Origin of the sequence: Psychrobacter sp. JCM 18903 (assembly GCF_000586475.1) — a bacterium.
Lineage (GTDB): Bacteria > Pseudomonadota > Gammaproteobacteria > Pseudomonadales > Moraxellaceae > Psychrobacter.
On record NZ_BAWJ01000018.1, the window covers coordinates 29,450 to 48,444 of the forward strand.

Annotated in this window: 11 protein-coding genes and 6 pseudogenes; 8 read left to right on the forward strand and 9 right to left on the reverse strand. The window is 43.4% G+C overall.

What is annotated here, in order from left to right:
• The first annotated feature begins 105 nt into the window (after positions 1–105).
• Positions 106–720, forward strand: a complete 615-nt coding sequence (locus tag TT12_RS12040; protein WP_045455191.1) for a glutathione S-transferase N-terminal domain-containing protein — start codon at positions 106–108, stop codon at positions 718–720.
• A 254-nt stretch (positions 721–974) separates the two neighbouring features.
• Positions 975–1,412 (forward strand): ClpXP protease specificity-enhancing factor, encoded by a 438-nt coding sequence (locus TT12_RS12045; RefSeq protein ID WP_045455194.1) that lies wholly within the window; start codon positions 975–977, stop codon positions 1,410–1,412.
• A gap of 107 nt (positions 1,413–1,519) precedes the next feature.
• Here the strand turns inward: TT12_RS12045 and dcd are convergent, their stop codons facing one another.
• The 8 genes and pseudogenes from dcd to TT12_RS12085 all read right to left on the reverse strand — a co-directional run bounded on the left by dcd (position 1,520) and on the right by TT12_RS12085 (position 9,208).
• Positions 1,520–2,095: a dCTP deaminase gene (gene dcd / locus TT12_RS12050; protein ID WP_045455197.1), complete on the reverse strand. Its 576-nt coding sequence runs from the start codon at positions 2,093–2,095 to the stop codon at positions 1,520–1,522.
• Positions 2,096–2,231: 136 nt separating this feature from the next.
• Entirely contained in the window at positions 2,232–3,371 is a 1,140-nt protein-coding gene (locus TT12_RS12055) for a DUF2804 domain-containing protein (protein WP_045455200.1), read from the reverse strand.
• Positions 3,372–3,393: 22 nt separating this feature from the next.
• Complete coding sequence (locus TT12_RS12060; RefSeq protein ID WP_045455202.1) at positions 3,394–3,831, reverse strand: hypothetical protein; 438 nt, start codon at positions 3,829–3,831, stop codon at positions 3,394–3,396.
• A gap of 83 nt (positions 3,832–3,914) precedes the next feature.
• Positions 3,915–5,133 (reverse strand): annotated as a pseudogene (apbC, locus tag TT12_RS12065) (iron-sulfur cluster carrier protein ApbC).
• 171 nt (positions 5,134–5,304) lie between these two features.
• Positions 5,305–6,655: pseudogene (gene mgtE / locus TT12_RS12070) on the reverse strand (magnesium transporter).
• 171 nt (positions 6,656–6,826) lie between these two features.
• Positions 6,827–7,627 carry a 3-hydroxybutyrate dehydrogenase gene (locus TT12_RS12075; RefSeq protein WP_045455205.1) on the reverse strand — a complete coding sequence of 267 codons (801 nt, stop codon included), beginning with the start codon at positions 7,625–7,627 and terminating at the stop codon, positions 6,827–6,829.
• Positions 7,628–7,687: 60 nt separating this feature from the next.
• Positions 7,688–8,317 (reverse strand): CoA transferase subunit B, encoded by a 630-nt coding sequence (locus tag TT12_RS12080; protein WP_045455208.1) that lies wholly within the window; start codon positions 8,315–8,317, stop codon positions 7,688–7,690.
• Positions 8,318–8,494: 177 nt separating this feature from the next.
• Positions 8,495–9,208 carry a CoA transferase subunit A gene (locus tag TT12_RS12085; RefSeq protein WP_045455211.1) on the reverse strand — a complete coding sequence of 238 codons (714 nt, stop codon included), beginning with the start codon at positions 9,206–9,208 and terminating at the stop codon, positions 8,495–8,497.
• Positions 9,209–9,555: 347 nt separating this feature from the next.
• On the opposite strand from TT12_RS12085, the pseudogene TT12_RS12090 reads away from it, so the two are divergent.
• The 6 genes and pseudogenes from TT12_RS12090 (at position 9,556) to TT12_RS12115 (ending at position 18,186) form a co-directional block, all read left to right on the forward strand.
• A pseudogene (locus TT12_RS12090) lies at positions 9,556–10,969 on the forward strand (GntP family permease).
• A gap of 399 nt (positions 10,970–11,368) precedes the next feature.
• A pseudogene (metG, locus tag TT12_RS12095) lies at positions 11,369–13,479 on the forward strand (methionine--tRNA ligase).
• A gap of 313 nt (positions 13,480–13,792) precedes the next feature.
• Positions 13,793–14,844 (forward strand): annotated as a pseudogene (locus tag TT12_RS12100) (ABC transporter substrate-binding protein).
• A gap of 146 nt (positions 14,845–14,990) precedes the next feature.
• Entirely contained in the window at positions 14,991–16,031 is a 1,041-nt protein-coding gene (locus tag TT12_RS12105) for an ABC transporter substrate-binding protein (RefSeq protein WP_045455214.1), read from the forward strand.
• Between the two features lie 430 nt (positions 16,032–16,461).
• Entirely contained in the window at positions 16,462–17,361 is a 900-nt protein-coding gene (locus TT12_RS12110; RefSeq protein WP_045446789.1) for an ABC transporter permease, read from the forward strand.
• Between the two features lie 31 nt (positions 17,362–17,392).
• Positions 17,393–18,186, forward strand: a pseudogene (locus TT12_RS12115) (ABC transporter ATP-binding protein).
• Positions 18,187–18,286: 100 nt separating this feature from the next.
• On the opposite strand, the gene TT12_RS12120 reads toward TT12_RS12115, so the two are convergent.
• The gene (locus TT12_RS12120) at positions 18,287–18,964 is read right to left on the reverse strand and encodes a response regulator transcription factor (protein WP_201605258.1); all 678 of its coding nucleotides are present in this window, start codon (positions 18,962–18,964) and stop codon (positions 18,287–18,289) included.
• Positions 18,965–18,995 lie beyond the last annotated feature (31 nt).

Here is an 18,995-nt window from a genome sequence, read left to right on the forward strand (position 1 = left end):
CCATTATTTAAAACAAGGCTCACCCGCAATGTTTACGTACCTTGCCTTGATAATCAGGGCAACTTTGTTTACGATGATAGGCTTTACTATTAACATTAGGCTTTCATGATTGATGCGAACGACATTCCAAGTAGTCAGCTGATTTTATACGCTGATGACGGCTACGACAGTCATGTAGTGCGCCTATTGCTTGAGGAAAAAAAGCTTGCCTATTATCTATCACGCTTGCACTCCGAACGGCCTGAAGATTTAACCGAGCTGAATCCCTATCACACCTTACCTGTTCTGCAACAACGTGAAATCGCACTGTATGAGATCAACGTTATCTTTGAGTATCTTGAAGAGCGTTACCATACAAACAAGCTACTGCCGGATACCCCGCAAGAGCGTGCCCAATTTCGCCAGCTGGCCTGGCGTATTCAGCATGATTGGCTGGTACTCGGTAAGCGTCTACTCATGCACCCTAATAGCTTTAATAAAGCACAAGCTGCTATTGCGAAAAAACAGTTAAGCGATTCTTTGATTACGTTGTCACCACTGTTTGCTCATAAACCTTATTTTATGGCAGACGAGTTTGGCTGGTGTGATGTATTGTTAGCACCACTGCTGTGGCGACTTGAAGAAATGGGAATTGAGCTGCCACGCGCGATTAGTCGCCCCTTATTTGATTATCAACAGCGGATCTTTGAGCGTACTAGCTTTCAAAAAAGTGTGCGTTAATTAGGGTGTATCCTCAATCTGAGCATTAAACCTTAAATGGGTCAAAAATGACTAAATCTTTGTCAAACTGTGTCAAATAGCTTGCTTATATTTAGATATTATCAGTACTATTTTCCTTGTTTGGCTGCAATTTTTATCACCATTTTCAAAATCAGGACACGCCCTAGACAATACTTAACCGCTGTCTTAAAATAGAAAACAACAAAATATCTGTAAGTTATTATCTTTAAATTATCAGTATAGGAAACCCTTAGATGAGCGAAACCACCTCTATTACCCCAACACGTCCCTATATGGTGCGCGCGCTTTATCAGTGGATAGAAGACAATCAACTAACGCCTTACCTGATGGTTGATGCCAATGCCGAAAACGTACAGATTCCAAGGGAACACGTGCAAGATGGTCGTATCGTATTGAATATTGCCAGCCGTGCGACTGGTAATATGAGTATGGAAAATGATTATATTCATTTTAGTGCGCGTTTTGGCGGCGTGTCACAAGAGATTTGGGTACCAATGACGTCGGTATTAGGTATTTATGCGAAAGAAAACTCGCAAGGGATGTTTTTTGACCCCAATGAATATGACAACTATCAACCTGAAGATGATGCGATAGTAAGCTCACAGAAGAGCCCTACTGCGACACCTAAAGCCAAACGTGATAATAAAGCAGGTTTAAAAGTGTTGAAATAGTCAATTTTTCGGTATAAAAAAGGCTGGTCGTATTATATACGGTCAGCCTTTTTGTGATTAATCTAAAAGATTTATCATTGTGCACTTTCAGTTAGCATATAAGATTACTAGGTTCTTGGCAATGTCACGCCGCGTTGACCTTGATACTTACCGCCGCGATCTTTATAGCTGGTTTCACATACGTCATCAGCATCGCTTTGGAAAAATAGCATTTGTGCCACTCCTTCGCCTGCATAAATACGCGCTGGTAGATTGGTGGTGTTGCTAAATTCCAAAGTGACATGCCCTTCCCATTCAGGCTCCAGCGGCGTCACATTGACGATAATTCCGCAACGGGCATACGTTGATTTACCAAGACAGATCGTCAATACATCGCGTGGAATACGGAAATATTCCATGGTGCGTGCTAGCGCAAACGAGTTTGGTGGAATAATGCACTCGTCACCGATGACATCAATAAAGCTTTTTTCATCAAAGTTTTTTGGATCTACAATCACTGAATGAACATTGGTAAAAACTTTAAATTCAGGCGCGCAGCGTACATCATAACCATAGCTTGACGTACCGTAGCTAACCAAACGCTCGCCTGTATCATTAAAACGTACTTGACCCGCTTCAAACGGCTCAATCATGCCGTGTTCTTCAGCCATTTTACGAATCCAGCGGTCAGACTTGATAGACATTGTTGTTCCTTAGCAGCTATAAAATAAAATTTACGATATGAAGTGTATTTTGATAGCGACGATTATACGGAATTGAGCGCTTAATTTATAGGCTTGCCTGCGTTTAATATAAATCTACAATCAACATGACAACCGCCTACCATTTTGCGAAATGATCTTCTGCTAAGCCCATTATCTTATCGATTTTAATCACGTCATCTTTTAGACGAATCTCACCACTATAGAAGCCAAGCCATTGCTCAAATATACTGGCAAGCACACCAAAGTTATCCGTCTTTTTATAAACGGTTATCGGCGTGAAGGTTAAGTCAATATCAACATTGCTCCAGCCTAGATTTTGATGATAGATGCGCCAAGGCTGTCGCGTATTATCTATGGTTTTAGCAGTATCATCTTGCCCATTAGCTGGCAAATTCAAACCATCACGGACAAACATCACAGGCGGTAAATAATAAATCTGCCCATCCAGCCAGCACGCATTTTCGCTAACACCGGTCTCATTGACGCCCATCGCTAGATTTAGGGCAAAATGACGACCGTTTGGCAAATAACTATTGATACAACTCCAAAACCAATTGGTCTTGTGACGCATATAACCAAGCGTCCAATCGAGATTGGCAATAGTCGTTTTGGAAAAGTGGATTTGTTTGGCTTGAGCATCAGTGTTAAATTTTGAATGGGCTTTAATCAGTAAATGACCAGATATAACCGACAACGGTTCTTTTTGAGTAAAGGTCCAGCCGCGCCTGCCCGTTGGTGTGCAGACTGCTAATGGCGCTGCTTGCCGCTGTAGCGTCGCATCAAGCGTAATGTGTTTACTGTCCAATGCTACTGCGATTTGTGAAGGCGTAAAACCCAATGTTAATGTGAGATTACTATGTGTAAATGCCATTTGCCCTTGATAGCAATCGCCTTCTAATTGCGTTCGCCGAGTCAATGGCTGCAATGCTTCACAAACCTCCAACTCATCCGTCTCATCCTCGTAAAGATAAACAAAAGCACTGGTTGCCAGCTTAATCGTCGCCAATGCTAGACAGATTCGATAAGGTGGCTGAATAATTTGGATAAAGCAGAATTGATTGGCCTTTAATTCTTTGCGCCAATTGGGTAAGGACTTTTGCGAAATAAGATGACTGTAATAATCCAGATAATTGATGCTTTTGACTTGAGAGAAAACACCAAAAGTGGGTTGACCGTTTTCGATAAGCTTAGGTTTCGATTCATTGACTGCTTGTAGGTCGCCTCGTTCGCTGCCATATTGATTGCTTTTATTCATAGTCTCGCCATCCCTGTCTATTTTAGCCAAATTCCTTTAGAAGCATTAACTGTCCTTGATAGCGAACTTCAGTACATAGAATACTTCTTCTTGCTTTACTGGAGGCTACATGAGTCAATTCTATTATCATCCTAGTTTCAACAGGCGTTAATCCATCCCATAGCTCTTCGCTCACATTAACTACCGCAATACCACTGACCCCATAAGAGTGTTTGGGAAATTTATATAGTAAGTCTACTATCGCTTGTGTAGCAGTAGAAAAATCTATAAATAGCAGACGGCGATTGCTAAAATCAGCATGAATTTCATAACGTTTGCTACTCCCATCTTTATAGTAGCAAACGGCAATCAATTGATTGTTTGAGAGTTCAATCACATATATCGGTGGGCGGAATAATTTCAGTAACCTATACTGTTTGGGAATATTGTCTAAATGACGTTGATAAATCGATAAGCTCACAATATTCCCTTTTTAAAAATACAAGCCCTTCAAACTTTACTTACTTAGGCTATTTAACTATTACTAGAAGCCATTAAAAACCATTAAAAAATACGCTTATCATCGATAGGCTTGGCAAATTTATTAATATTGGCTTCGATATTTTTAGCAATGCTCATATAGTAAGGTGCAAATTCATCATCGGCTAAGACACTTGGCTCACCTTTATCCACTTGTGCACGAATACCGCTCGCCAATGGCAACTGACCTAATAGCGGCACCTGATATTGCTCAGCGATTTTTTCGCCGCCACCTGTGCCAAAGATAGCTTCTGTATGATTACAATTGCTACATGTATGCAGCGCCATGTTTTCGACTACGCCAAGCACTGGTATATTGGTTTTGTTAAACATCTCAACGCCTTTCTGCGCATCAAGTAAGGCAATATGCTGCGGCGTCGTGACAATCACGGCGCCCGTTACGGGAATGCGCTGTGCTAGCGTCAACTGGATATCACCCGTACCTGGTGGCATATCAATCACTAAGTAATCTAGCTGCGGCCAATTGGTTTGGTTATAGAGCTGCATCAATGCACCAGTGCTTTTGGTCCACGCCATGCGACAGGCGTATTGTCACCATCGAGCAAGCTACCAATCGATAACATCGCCATGCCATGCGCATTGATAGGAACGAACTGCTCATTTTCTAGCTCAGGTCTGACATTATCGACGCCCAGCATGGTTGGCATACTAGGGCCGTAGATATCGGCATCGAGCACGCCAACACGGTTGCCGAGCTTTTGTAATGCCAAGGCGATATTGACAGTAGTGTTGATTTACCAACACCGCCTTTACCTGACGCCACCACGATAATATGACGAATGCGCGGATGCGCTGTCAATGATGCTTGTGTCGGTGCGGCTTTGGTAATCGGCGGTTCGGCATCAGTTGTCTTATTATTAACTGAAGACTGACTTTGGCTGTCCATTGCATTGGTGGTCTTGGGCATTGCCTTCGGTAAGCTTGATCCTGTCCCTTTCGCTGGCGCTGGTAGACGGACATTCATGTGAATCGCTTTGATACCGTGCGGATGTAGCAGCTGCCCAAGCTCTTGTTGGATGATTTCAGGGTTACTATTTACGGGTAGACGCAAGTCTAAGGTGAGCTGGTCACCATCACGCTCGAGCCCCGTTACCATGGTGGCAATACTGACAGTACCTACCTCATAACCAAGCAGCACCTTGTCCACGGCACTATCGCGCTCTGCCCGCTGCTCTGGTGTTTCTGATTTTTTGGTGGAGGTTTTCTTCATAAAGTTAAACATAGCGACTATTACTGCCTATACAAGTGGGTGGGCATGGCAAAAACTCAGCGAATACTGTCGTGACCAATACCGCTCGTGAACGTGTTAGCCAGACCTTTTATAGTGACAGTGTAGCTGAATTACCACTATAAAAAAACCACAACGCTAGTGGGACTAGGCTTTATAGCAGCATTAACCGATAGACAAAAACTGTGAAGCAATAAACAAATAAATAAGTACACCCGAGGCATCACAGACAGAGGTAATCAAAGGCGCACTGGCAGTGGCAGGGTCAAAACCCAGTTTATTAAGCACAAAAGGTAAGCTCATACCAATCACACAACCAATCATCACCACCGACATCATACTCAGTGCCAGCACTAACGACACCACTGCATCACCACGTACATAACCGATGATTGAGATAGCCACCGCCATCGTCGCCCCAAGCATCAACGCAACCACCGCCTCTCGACCCAATAATGAAAACCAGTCACGCATGACCACATCGCCAGTCGCCAAAGCTCGCACCATCAAGGTCGCTGACTGCGAGCCAGCGTTACCGCCACTGTCGACCAATAAAGGCAAAAAGAACACCAATACCAAATTGGCGGCAATCACATCTTCAAAACTGGAAATACTAAAGCCTGAGAGCAAGTTGCCAAATACCAAAAACACTAGCCAGAATACGCGCTTACGGTATAACACTCGAACGCTGACGTCTTTTAATTTGCCAACCATGGTCGAGACACCGCCCGACTTATGGAAATCATCGGTTGCCTCATCACTCACCACATCCATCGCATCATCGTGGGTAACAATACCGACTAAAGCACCACTATCATCGGTAATAGCAGCGCAATTAAATCATAGCGAGCCACGACTTTCGCAACGTCTTCTTGATCATCATTGACATTACAAGACACTACTGTGCTCATCATAATGTCATTAATCAGCTGCTCAGGAGCCGCTAAAATAAGTACTCGTAAAGAGACAACGCCTAATAACTTACGCTCGTCATCAATCACATAAGCATGATAAATAGTTTCGGCATCAGGTGCTTCTAGGCGCAGTGCTGCCAATGCCTCAGAGACAGTCATATGAGCAGCTAAAGTCGCATAATCAGACGTCATCAATGCACCAGCAGTGCGCTCCTCATAGGCAGATAACTTACGAATATCTTCACGTTGTGCCTGTGCCAATGCGGGTAACAAAGCATCCCGCTGCTCCTGATTGAGGTGCTTATATAAGTCGGTACGCTCATCTGCGGGCATCTCGCTACTATCTTTGCTAATACAGCCCGAGGAAATACATAGGCAAGTGCAACCTGAATATCCGTTTCTAAATAGGAGAACACGGTAGAACGATTGGGCAGATGCTCAAGTAGCTGCCACGCAAGATTTGGCTCCATGAGTGCCAGAACATCGGCAATATCAATCGGGCGCAAATTTTGAAGTTGATTGATTGATTGCTCAAACTGCTGTTGCTCGATAGCACGGCTTACTGTTACTGCAAGCGTTTTTGCAAAATCCTTATCATTCATTATACTTACTCCGTGCAACCCGAAACGCTATTCAAGCGCTCATAAAAAAGAGCCAATCTAATTGGCTCAAATTAATATAAAACTAGATGCTAATGGATTGGTCTTTTATTAGCAAGCCCATGATTCTTAAACCAATCAAACAGCCCGCAAACCCATTAATTCACCACTCAGTTAATTCATAAACCAACCATGACTGGCAACGATAGACTGACCTGTGAAGACATTGCTTGGAAAGGCTGCTAAAAACAATGCCAATTGGGCAATATCATCGACGGTCGTGAATTCTTTATCTACCGTATTAACTAGCATAATATCATTGACTACAGATTCTTCACTGATACCTTTTTCAGCCGCTTGTTGCGGAATTTGCTTTTCGACCAATGGCGTTTTAACAAACCCTGGGCAAATCACATGCGCGCGTACATTATGCTCAGCGCCTTCTTTGGCCAATACACGGCACAGCCCAAGTAACCCATGTTTCGCTGTGACGTAAGGCGCTTTATAAAGTGAGGCTTCGTGCGAGTGTACTGAGCCCATATAGATGACGGTACCGCCTTTGTCATCTTTATACATATGCTGTATCGCCGCTTTGGTGGTCAAAAATGCCCCATCCAAATGAATGGCAAGCATTTTTTTCCAATCCTCAAACGCCATTTTATGGATCGGATCGATGATCTGAATACCAGCATTGGAGACGAGAATATCAATAGCACCAAAGGTATCGACAAGCTGCTGCACACCAGCGTTTACCGCCTCCTCTGAAGTCACATCCATGGCAATGGCAAATGCGCGTCCGCCTGCCGCTTCAATAGCATCAACGGTTTTCTGAGCGGCTTCAAGATTAATATCAGCAATACCAACTGCCGCACCTGCCTTCGCATAAGTCTCAGCGATATCACGTCCGATACCGCTGGCAGCGCCGGTGACCAATGCCACTTTGCCGGTTAAATCTTGTTGTAATGTGGTCGCCATATTTTATAGTCCATTATAAATAGGTTTTTTAGAGGTTTGTGCCAAATATATCTAACAAGCTTATTGAGCAATGCTCACTGGCGTTTTTTCTTGTAGCTCATCAAAGCTAACACCTTCTGCCAGCTCAACTAGCTTTAGACCGTTGTCAGTGACGTCTAGTACAGCAAGTTCGGTAATAATCCGATCAACCACCCCTTTGCCCGTCAATGGTAGCTCGCAATTGGCAAGGATTTTTGGCTCGCCGTGTTTATTGACTTGTTCCATCAAGACAATCACGCGCTGCACGCCAGCGACTAAATCCATCGCACCGCCCATGCCTTTAACCATTTTTTTGGGAATCATCCAGTTGGCCAAATCACCTTTTTCTGACACTTCCATCGCACCCAATATCGCAAGATTAACATGACCACCGCGAATCATCGCAAACGACTCTGAGCTACTAAAATAACTGGCACCCGCTTCGGCAGTGACGGTTTGTTTACCCGCATTAATCAAATCTGCATCGACATTTTCTGCCGTTGGAAACTCGCCGATACCTAATAGACCATTTTCAGACTGTAGCCAAACATCGACATCTTTAGGGATATAATTGGCGACTAGGGTTGGTAGTCCAATGCCTAAGTTGACATAATAGCCGTCTTGTAGCTCTTGTGCGGCACGCTGTGCCATCTGCTCTCTTGTCCATGCCATGATAACTTCCTTATTTTTATAACGACCCCAAAAAATATGATGAGCGGTGTCAAATTCGCTTAGTCTACTAAATGTAGCACTTTCACTCGTTTTCCTTGCCACTCAAATTTCTAGGAATAGTATTACAATATTCTATTATTAATTTAACACTTTGAAAAAACCCTATAAAGCCTTTAACTAAGTGCCTTCGACTGCTTTGGTCGTGGTCTTTTCAATACGCTTTTCAGGATTACTATTCAAGACGATACGCTGCACAAAGATACCCGGCAGATGCACATAATCAGGATCAAAGGTGCCTGTCTCTACGATTTCTTCGACTTCAGCAATGGTAATTTTTCCTGCCATGGCGCAATCTGGATTGAAGTTACGCGCCGTCTTGTTAAAAATTAAATTGCCCGCTTTGTCCGCTTTTTGTGCTTTGATTAATGACACATCAGCGCGTAATGAGTGCTCAAGTATATAAGTACGACCATCAAAATCACGGGTTTCTTTACCTTCAGCGACTAGTGTGCCAACACCAGTGGCGGTGTAGAAAGCAGGAATACCAGCACCGCCCGAACGTAGTTTTTCCGCTAAAGTCCCTTGCGGCGTCAGCTCAACTTCTAACTCGCCTGCCAAGTATTGACGCTCAAATTCTTTATTTTCACCGACATAGGATGAAATCATTTTTTTAATCTGGCGCGTTTGCAATAGCAATCCTAAGCCAAAATCATCGACGCCTGCGTTATTACTGATACAGGTCAAATCCTTAACCCCGCTATCACGTAACGCTTCGATGAGCGCTTCAGGAATACCGCACAGACCAAAACCCCCGATAGCGAGCGTTTGTCCATCGCTGACAATACCTTTTAGCGCTTCTTCGGCACTGCTATATACTTTTGATTGACTCATGCTTATCTCCTTGCAAGTCTATTTTTTGTTATTAACTTCTATCATCAATGATTATTAGTGACTGACATCACTCAATATTTCCATATTTATATTAATACAATTTCTATCGATATATCATAATTAAAAATCTTGTGCTAACTTACCATATTATTCTCGTAGCGAGAAGAGAATAACCATAGGAATATACAAGCCAGCGCTGTAGCGGTATATATGATGGGTCAATATCTCATTAAGACAGGATTTATGTTTAATAAAATATCAAATATTGGCTATTTTAAGTAATTTTATTGACCAATATCACTATGCTCTGCATACTCGCTGATTGAACTTTGCCAAGGAGGGCGATCATGTTTAGTACCTTTGCTATTGTCATTACTTTATTATTATTGATGTTTTTTGCTTATCGCGGTTATTCCGTGCTCATATTAGCACCGATTATGGCGACATTAGCCGTACTATTATCAGGTGATTTTTTAAGCACGATTCCGGCCTATACCGATGTGTTTATGGGCGCATTGAGTGGATTTTTACTTAAGTTTTTTCCTATATTCTTGCTGGGTGCATTATTTGGGCGTTTGATGGCAGACTCTGGTGCGGCGACCGCGATTGCCAAAACCGTGGTCGAAAAGCTTGGTGCCAGCAAAGCCATCTTAGCCGTTATCTTAGTTTGTGCCATTTTAACCTATGGTGGCGTCTCTTTATTTGTCGTGGCATTTGCTATTTACCCAATCGCCAAAGACTTGTTTAAAGCCGCTGATATTCCTAAGCGCTTGATTCCAGCAGCGATTGCCTTAGGCTCATTCACCTTTACGATGACGGCATTGCCAGGTACGCCTGCCATTCAAAACGCCATTCCGATTCCTTATTATAATACCAACGTTTTTGCCGCGCCTATCTTGGGTATTATCGGCGGTACCATCATGTTTATTTGTGGTTGGTTATGGCTACAATCACGCGCCAGAAAAGCCAATGCAGCAGGCGAAGGCTATGGTCAGCATGACGAAGAGGATGTGGGCGGCGTTGGCGCAACCAAAAAAGAAACTGAGGGATTAAATACGCATCACACCTCATTTACTATTGCTATGATTCCACTGGTGTTGGTCATTGGCTTAAATGCTTTATTAACTTACGCTGTCTTTCCATCAGTGGATTTTAGCGGCTTACAAGCTCAGTTTCCTGATCTAAATATCGCAGGCTCACTGTTTATGGTCAATTATCATCTCGTTAGTCGTGGCTTGTGCGGTGTTAATTTTGCTACGTATCGGTCATTGGAATAATCTGCAAAAAACCATCAACCGTGGTACTTATGATTCGATGTTGCCGATTTTTAATACCGCCTCAGAAGTTGGTTACGGCGCGGTTATCGCCTCGTTAGCAGGCTTCCTTATCATTCGTGATAGTATCTTAAATCTAACGCCTGACAACCCTTTAATCTCAGAAGCAGTGGCGATGACTACGCTTGCTGGTATTACTGGCTCATCGTCTGGAGGTTTGAGTATTGCCTTATCGACGTTGGGTGAAGACTATTTAAGAATGGCGGTCGCAGCGGGTATTGACCCAGAGCTCATGCACCGTGTTGCTGTGATGGCAGCAGGTGGTTTGGATACGTTACCGCATAGTGGTGCGGTCATCACCTTACTTGCGATTTGTGGTTTGACCCATAAGCAGTCTTATCTAAACGTCGCCATGGTAACGATGGTGATTCCACTTATTGCTGTGGTCGCCGTTATCATTTTAGGGACAATGTTTGGCTCGTTCTAATGTCCTAGAATGATGCATTTATTAAACCTTAAAGATAATTAAATTTAACGATTATTGCTTGATACCAAAGAGCCCACTGAGCGATTGCTTGGTGGGTTTTTTATGGGCACTTTCTCATTACTACCTATAAATACAACCGACTATTTATCTCTCAGAATTGATTGACACTCTATATACCATATAGAGTTAATCGCTTTATTAGCGACTATATTAATTACTCAGGTAATGTCACAAATTTGGCCGAATTACGGTATCATAGGCACACTTTTTTTAAATTTTTATTTGCTTAATATGTTTTAGCATTGATAGTTTGATATTAATAGTATCGCGTCTAATAGCTCAAAACCGCTTAAGACGTTTGATAACCAACCCGTTTATATAAAAATATAGGTGATAAAAGTGCGTGAGATTCTAGTAACCAGTGCGCTGCCCTACGCCAATGGCTATATCCATTTGGGGCATCTTGTAGAATATATTCAGACCGACATTTGGGCGCGTGCCATGAAAGCGCAAGGCCATCAGGTCACTTATGTCTGCGCAGACGATGCACACGGTACGGCAATCATGCTCAAAGCAAAAGCCAATGGCGTCACGCCAGAGGAGCAAATTGCTCGGTGAAAGCGTCGCATGAAGCAGATTTTGCTAAATTTTTGATTAACTTTGACAATTATCACTCCACCCACTCAGAAGAAAACAAGCATTTCTCTGAGCTGATTTATCGTCGCTTGAATGATGCTGGGCATATTAGTACAAAAGATGTCGAACAACTATTTGACCCTGAAAAACAGTTGTTTTTAGCCGATCGTTTTGTCAAGGGTACTTGCCCTGAATGCGCAGCGCCAGACCAATACGGCGATAACTGTGAAGTTTGCGGTACCACCTATGATGCAACGGATCTTAAAGACCCGCATTCAACGCTATCAGATGCCACGCCTATTCTAAAAACGTCCAAGCATTACTTCTTTAATTTGCCTGAATTTGAGCAATTCTTGAAAGATTGGACGCGTAGTGACAATCGCTTGCAAACATCGGTCGCCAATAAACTACAAGAATGGTTTGAAGCAGGTCTGGCAACGTGGGACATTTCCCGTGATGCGCCCTACTTTGGTTTTCAGATTCCAGATACCCCAAGCGATGAGCCAGACAAATATTTTTATGTTTGGCTCGATGCGCCAGTCGGTTACATGGCGAGCTTCAAAAATCTGTGCGATAAACGCGCAGGTACAGACGAGGCGCTTGATTTCGACCGTTATTGGATGCAAGAAAACGAGCATAAAACCGAGGTGTATCACTTCATCGGTAAAGACATCGTTTATTTCCATGCGCTATTTTGGCCTGCCATGCTTGCCGGTAGTGAGTTCCGTACACCAACGGGTGTTTTTGCTCATGGCTTCTTGATGGTCAATGGCGAAAAAATGAGTAAGTCACGCGGTACTTTTATTAAAGCCGAAACGTATGCTGATCACTTACATCCTGAATACTTGCGTTATTATTTTGCTAGTAAACTGTCTGATAAAGTCGAAGATATCAACCTTGATTTAGAAGACTTTATGCAAAAGGTCAACTCTGATCTAGTTGGTAAAGTGGTCAATATCGCCAGTCGCAGCGCTGGATTCTTGGTCAAAAAGTACGACGGCATGCTCACAGAGATCTGCGCTGAACCAAGTTTATTAGAAGATATCACCAAAACGGGCGATGAGATTGCTGCCGCTTACGAGAACCGTGAGTTTTCACGTGCCATGCGTTTGATTATGCAATGTGCTGATAAAGCCAATGAATATATCGATGAGAAAAAACCATGGGCGCTTGCTAAGGTTGAAGGCGCAGAGCAAGAAGTTCAAGATGTTTGCTCGGTCGCGATTAATATCTTCCGTCAATTAATGGTTTATCTTGCGCCAGTATTGCCTGAGCTAACCGCCAATGCCAAAGAGTTTTTGAACATTGACGACTTAAGCTTTGCCAGCCGTAATGAGTGGCTACTGGGCCATAAAATCAATAAGTTCAAGCCTTTGATGCAGCGTATCGAAGAAAAAGATGTTACCGCGATGGTTGAGGCCTCAAAAGAATCTTTGGCTCAAACGGCTGCTCCAGTGGCTAGCAAAGCCGTTGCTAAAAAAGATAACAAGCCAGTAAAAGAAGCTGGTACTGATATAGATGCTGAGACAAATACTGAGCAAACTGACTATATCGGTATCGAAGACTTTGCCAAAGTTGAGATGAAAGTCGCTCACGTTTTAGCCTGCAATCATGTCGAAGGCGCAGATAAGCTTTTACAATTTACCTTGGACGTTGGCGAAGACAAACCGCGCAATGTGTTTAGCGGCATCCGTAAGTTTTATGAGCCGGAGCAGTTGCTTGATAAAAAGGTCATTTGCGTGACCAATCTTGCCCCGCGCAAAATGAAGTTTGGTGTCTCAGAAGGTATGGTGCTATCTACTGGCAATCCCAAAACCCAGCTGACGGTGGTTACCTTGCCTGACAACTGCGTGATTGGCGATGTCCTTGCTTAATAGTTAGGCTTACTCAACAAACAAAAAAGATGTCCAGCTGGGCATCTTTTTTATTGTCCCAAAACTATCGCTGGTCAATCGCCAAAATCAGTGCTTATATAGAAGATAATATCGATGAATATTGATTCAGCACGTTCTTTATAGAGGTAATGACAAACGTGTTTTAATTTCTTATTGCCATAAGTTACATTACTGTCATAATATGGACGTAATGATCAATGGATTGATTACTTTGATGTTAGCCCGTTATCTCAGCATGCACATAACATTGACTCGGGTAACCTGCACTCTCTAACCTATGAGCCCCAATAAAATGACCTTTGCTACTACTTTACGCTTCAGCCTATTCGGTACTGCTATGAGCGCCGCGCTTGGATTAATTGGCTGCTCAAACACGACCGACACTGCTGCAACGACAGATACCAGTGCCGCCGCAGATTCTGATAAGCCTGCCAAGACATTAGCCATCACTCAAATCGTCGAACATCCTTCATTAGATGCGATGCGCCGCGGCATTATTGATGAGTTGGCGGATAATGCTATGTTGAAGGCCAAAATCTAACCATTAATTTTCAAAGTGCTCAAGGCAATACAGCGACAGCAGGTCAGATTGCTAAGCAGTTTGCAGGAGACAACCCAGATGCCATCGTGGCAATCTCGACGCCATCAGCTCAGTCTATCGTTGCGTCAACTAAGACGGTTCCGGTTATTTATACGGCTATTTCAGACCCCGTAGCGGCAAAGCTCATTAATGAGAACAATACGCCTATCCAATCTAATGTGACAGGACTGTCTAGTGAGCTACCTATTGAGCCGCAACTAGACAATATTCAAAAAATTGCGCCCAATGCAAAAACCATTGGCTATGTTTATAGTCCAGGTGAAGTCAATTCGGTGGTGGTACTCAATCAACTTAAAAAAGCTGCGCCTGCGCGTGGGCTTAAGATATTAGACGTCACCGCCAATCGCCCAACGGATGTGGCGATGGCGACTCGTAGCCTTGCTGGTCGTGTTGATGTGATTTATACCTCACTAGATAATAATGTGGTATCCGCCTTTGAAGCGATGGCAGGTGCTGCCAATGAGCTTGATATTCCTGTCATTGCCTCGGACGAGTTTAGTGTGCGACGTGGTGCGACTGCGGCGCTGGGTGTCAATGATTATGATTTCGGTCGTACCACAGGTAAAATGGTGTATCGTGTGTTAAATGGCGAAGCAGTTAGCAGCATTAAGCCTGAAGTGATGAATACTTTAACCTTATATGCAAGCCCGAAACATGCGGCTGAGCAAGGCGTCAGTCTGACTGATGAGCTGCTAAAAAATGCCATTAATGTCGACAAACAAGCGCAGAGTTCGGATAAATAATACGGATAAATAGTTTTGACAAGTAGCACTGACAAATAACATTTAGCTTCTATATCGATGGCTCGCTTTACCCTTTATCCATCTATACCTTTTATCTATAAATTAAATAATGTACGGACACATTATTATTTTCAGGAGTGAGACCCATGTTGTATCAAAATCGTTTTGGTCATTTTAACTTTAGTAAAGCACTATTATTAGGTGGCGTTTGTACTGCCATCTTGACTGGCTGTAATCAATCAGCACAAGATACCAGTACCACTGATGCAGCTGCTACTGGCGATGCAGCCACAGCGATGAAGACCGTCGCTATTACGGCTATCGTCGAACATCCAGCGCTTGATGACGTCCGTAAGGGCGTTATCGACGAGCTTAATGAAGCAGGCTTTAAGGATGGTGAAAACTTAACGGTTAATTTCCAAAGCGCACAGGGTAACACTGCCACTGCTGGACAGATTGCTAAGCAATTCGTCGCAGACAATTCAGACGTTATCGTTGCGATTGGTACTCCATCAGCGCAGTCAGTAGCTGCTGCTACTAGCAGTATCCCTTTAGTATTCTCAGCAGTCACTGACCCAGTTGCCGCCAAACTAGTGACAAAACTAGATGGCTCTGGCACCAATGTCACTGGTGGCTCTGATGCGCTTCCTTATGAGCCACAAATTGAGCTGATGCGTCAAATCATTCCTAGTCTGAAAAATGTCGGCTACGTTTATAGCCCAGGCGAAGTCAACTCAACGATTATCTTGAAAAACTTAAAAGAAAAACTGACACCACTAGGTATTAATGTACTCGAAGCGCCTGCCCAGCGTAGTACTGATATTGCGATGGCAGCACGTAGCCTCGAAGGTAAGGTCGATATGATCTACACCTCAACCGATAATAACGTCGTATCGGCTTACGAATCACTATATCAAGTCGCTAAAGAGAGCAAAATTCCACTGATTGCGTCTGACACTAGCTCAGTTGAGCGTGGTGCCGTTGCTGCATTGGGCGTGAATTACTACGAGCTTGGTCGCGAAACAGGCAAAATCGTGGTACGTATTTTAAATGGTGAAAAAGCAGGCGCTATACCTGTCTACACCCCGCAAATGTTGGATCTATACGTTAGTCCAAAGCATGCCAAAGAAGAAGGTATTACTTTGTCACAAGCGGTTATCGATAAAGCAAAAGAAGTGGTAGAATAACGCACTTTTATAGCTAGCTCATTACAGCTATCATAAGGTAGATACCGAGTTTGATGGATTTGGTGTCAGCCGTCATCTACCGTTATGCGATGAGGCTAAATATTTAACATCAGAAACCCAGCTATGAATCAGTAGGCTGGGCTTCTTATTTAAACCACATTGATTAAATATAAAGTATTTGCGTCGTTTCTAAATTTGCCCTTTTTTTAATCAAAGCTTTGAACCTAGGTAGCTTATGATAGCTGTTGATCGTGATATGTTTTGGTTTACCCTAACCGCAGATTGTTTAATCTGTTAAATTCACCGCTTAGTCGTTTAGCTAAAATTAACGTATAGATGAGACAGCGCTGATCTATATCGCGCACTCATTCTATGAATCGATATTAGAACGTTAGTTGCTAAACGCTTGGTTATGACTTACTGATCTCTTATGTCTTTAATTGCTTTTTTTGGTGCACTTGAAAGCGGTCTGATTTATGGCCTAGTAGCACTTGGTGTGCTGATCTCATTTCGCACCCTCGACTTTCCCGACTTGACCGCTGACGGTAGTTTTCCACTAGGTGGCGCTGTCGCCGGTATTTCTATCATCGCTGGTGTCAACCCATGGCTTGCCTGTGCTTTTGGTATGTTGGCAGGTTCTGTCGCTGGTATTGTTACGGCATGGCTACACGTCAAACTTGGCATCCTGCAACTACTTGCCAGTATCTTGGTGATGGTCGCACTATATTCTATCAATTTACGGATTATGGGTGCGCCGAACTTGCCACTATTGGGTGAAACCACGGTCTTTAGCACCTTGGTCACGGATGGCAACGGTTATTGGATGCGCTGTCTGATTATTGGTGTCGTGGTGATAGCTGCCATGTTATTTTTAAACTGGTTCTATAGTACCGAAACGGGTCTTTCGATGCGGGCGACGGGTTCCAACCTCCGCATGGCACAGGCGCAAGGCATTAACACCTCATGGATGACCATCATTGGTATGGCGATTTCTAACGGTTTGATTGCTCTAGCAGGTGCATTGTTTGTGCAGACTCAAGGTGGCGCAGATATCTCGATTGGTATTGGTACCATTGTCATCGGTTTAGCAGCGGTCATCATTGGTGAAACCATCATTCCTGCCAAGCGTATTTGGCTAATTACCTTTGCCGTGGTCGTCGGTGCGGTGCTATATAAGCTATTTATTCAGGTGGCGCTATCGAGCGATACGCTACGTAGTATCGGCTTTGGCCCGCAAGATTTAAACTTGATTACAGCGCTACTCGTCGTATTTGCCTTGGTCTTGCCAAAAGCTAAAAATAAATTTTTAAGTCGTAAAGTTCGGGCTTAATGTCAATGTGCAACCATAAGGAATAATTATTATGATGCAAGCTACAGATTTGCGGTTGACCTTTAATCCTGGAACGCCCATTGAAAACCCTGCCCTACGCGGTATCAATCTTAATATCGCTGATGGTGAATTTGTCACCGTCATCGGTACCAATGGCGCGGGTAAATCAACCTTTTTAAATGCGGTCAGTGGTACCACGCGCGTCGATAGCGGCTCAATCTTATTAAATGGCATCGATGTCACCAAAAAGACCGCGCACCAACGCGCCCACTGGGTGGCTCGTGTCTTCCAAGACCCGATGGCGGGGACTTGTGAAGCATTAACCATTGAAGAAAATATGGCGCTGGCTTATAAGCGCGGCGGCAAACGTGGTTTAAGCTTTGCACTTAACCAAAATAACCGTGATTTATTTCGCGAAAAATTATCAGTATTAAAATTGGGGCTAGAAAATCGTCTGACCGACCGTATGGGTCTGTTATCCGGTGGTCAACGTCAAGCAGTCAGTCTACTGATGCGTCATTACAGCCCTCCAAAATTTTATTGCTTGATGAGCACACTGCTGCCCTCGACCCTAAGACTGCTGCTTTCGTTTTAGAATTGACCGATAAAATTGTGACGGACAATCAGCTTACAACGATGATGGTTACCCACTCGATGCAGCAGGCATTGGCGCATGGCACCAGAACAGTGATGTTACATCAAGGACAAGTGGTATTAGATGTGGCTGGCGATAAACGTCAAGGCATGACTGTACATGACTTACTTGATATGTTTGAGCAAACTCGCGGCGAAAAAGTCGAAGATGATAGCTTGATATTGAGTTAAATAACTTAGCAAAATTCTTCAAATCTTGAAAAAATAGAACGTCTGTTTAATATCAGGCGTTTTTTTATGACTGCTTTAATTGGTACGACTGTCTTAATTTTTAAGCATCAAGCAATACTAACTTTTGAATCAACTCACTGACATGTTGTGACTGCATTTTTTTCATCACTTGTGAACGATGCACCTCTACCGTACGGACGGAAACGTCTAAATGATCAGCGATATTTTTATTCAAATTGCCTTCTAACAATTCATTGGCAACCTGCTTTTCTTTATCGGTCAGCTGCGCATATAGCTTTTTAATATCATAAAGCGTGGCGCGTTTTAGAGTGAGGTCTTGCGCACATGCAAGCGCTTCTTGTAGACGGCGGCTATTAATCGGTTTTTCCAGATAATCAGCCGCACCTTGTTTCAGCATATTGACAGCATCAGCAATCTCGCCATTTCCCGTTAGTGCTATCAATGCCATAGAGCTATCCTGTTGACTAAGATGCACTTGTAACGCTTGACCACTCATCTCTGGCATCATCAAATCACTCACAATCACTGCTGGACGATAGATATTAACTTGTTGCAAAAACGTCAGTGCACTTGCCCACACTTGGGTCGATAGCCCTAAGCTGCTAATTAAAAAACCACAGGACATGCGCACACTTTCTTCATCATCAATGATATGAATGATAAGCGATTCTGGCGTAATGCCTGATGAATCATCAGACAGATGACTGCTTTTATCTTGACAGCACGTAGACTCATTTGAGAGTTGATTAGACGTCATATGTGACCTTATGGCTAAATATATTATTGAT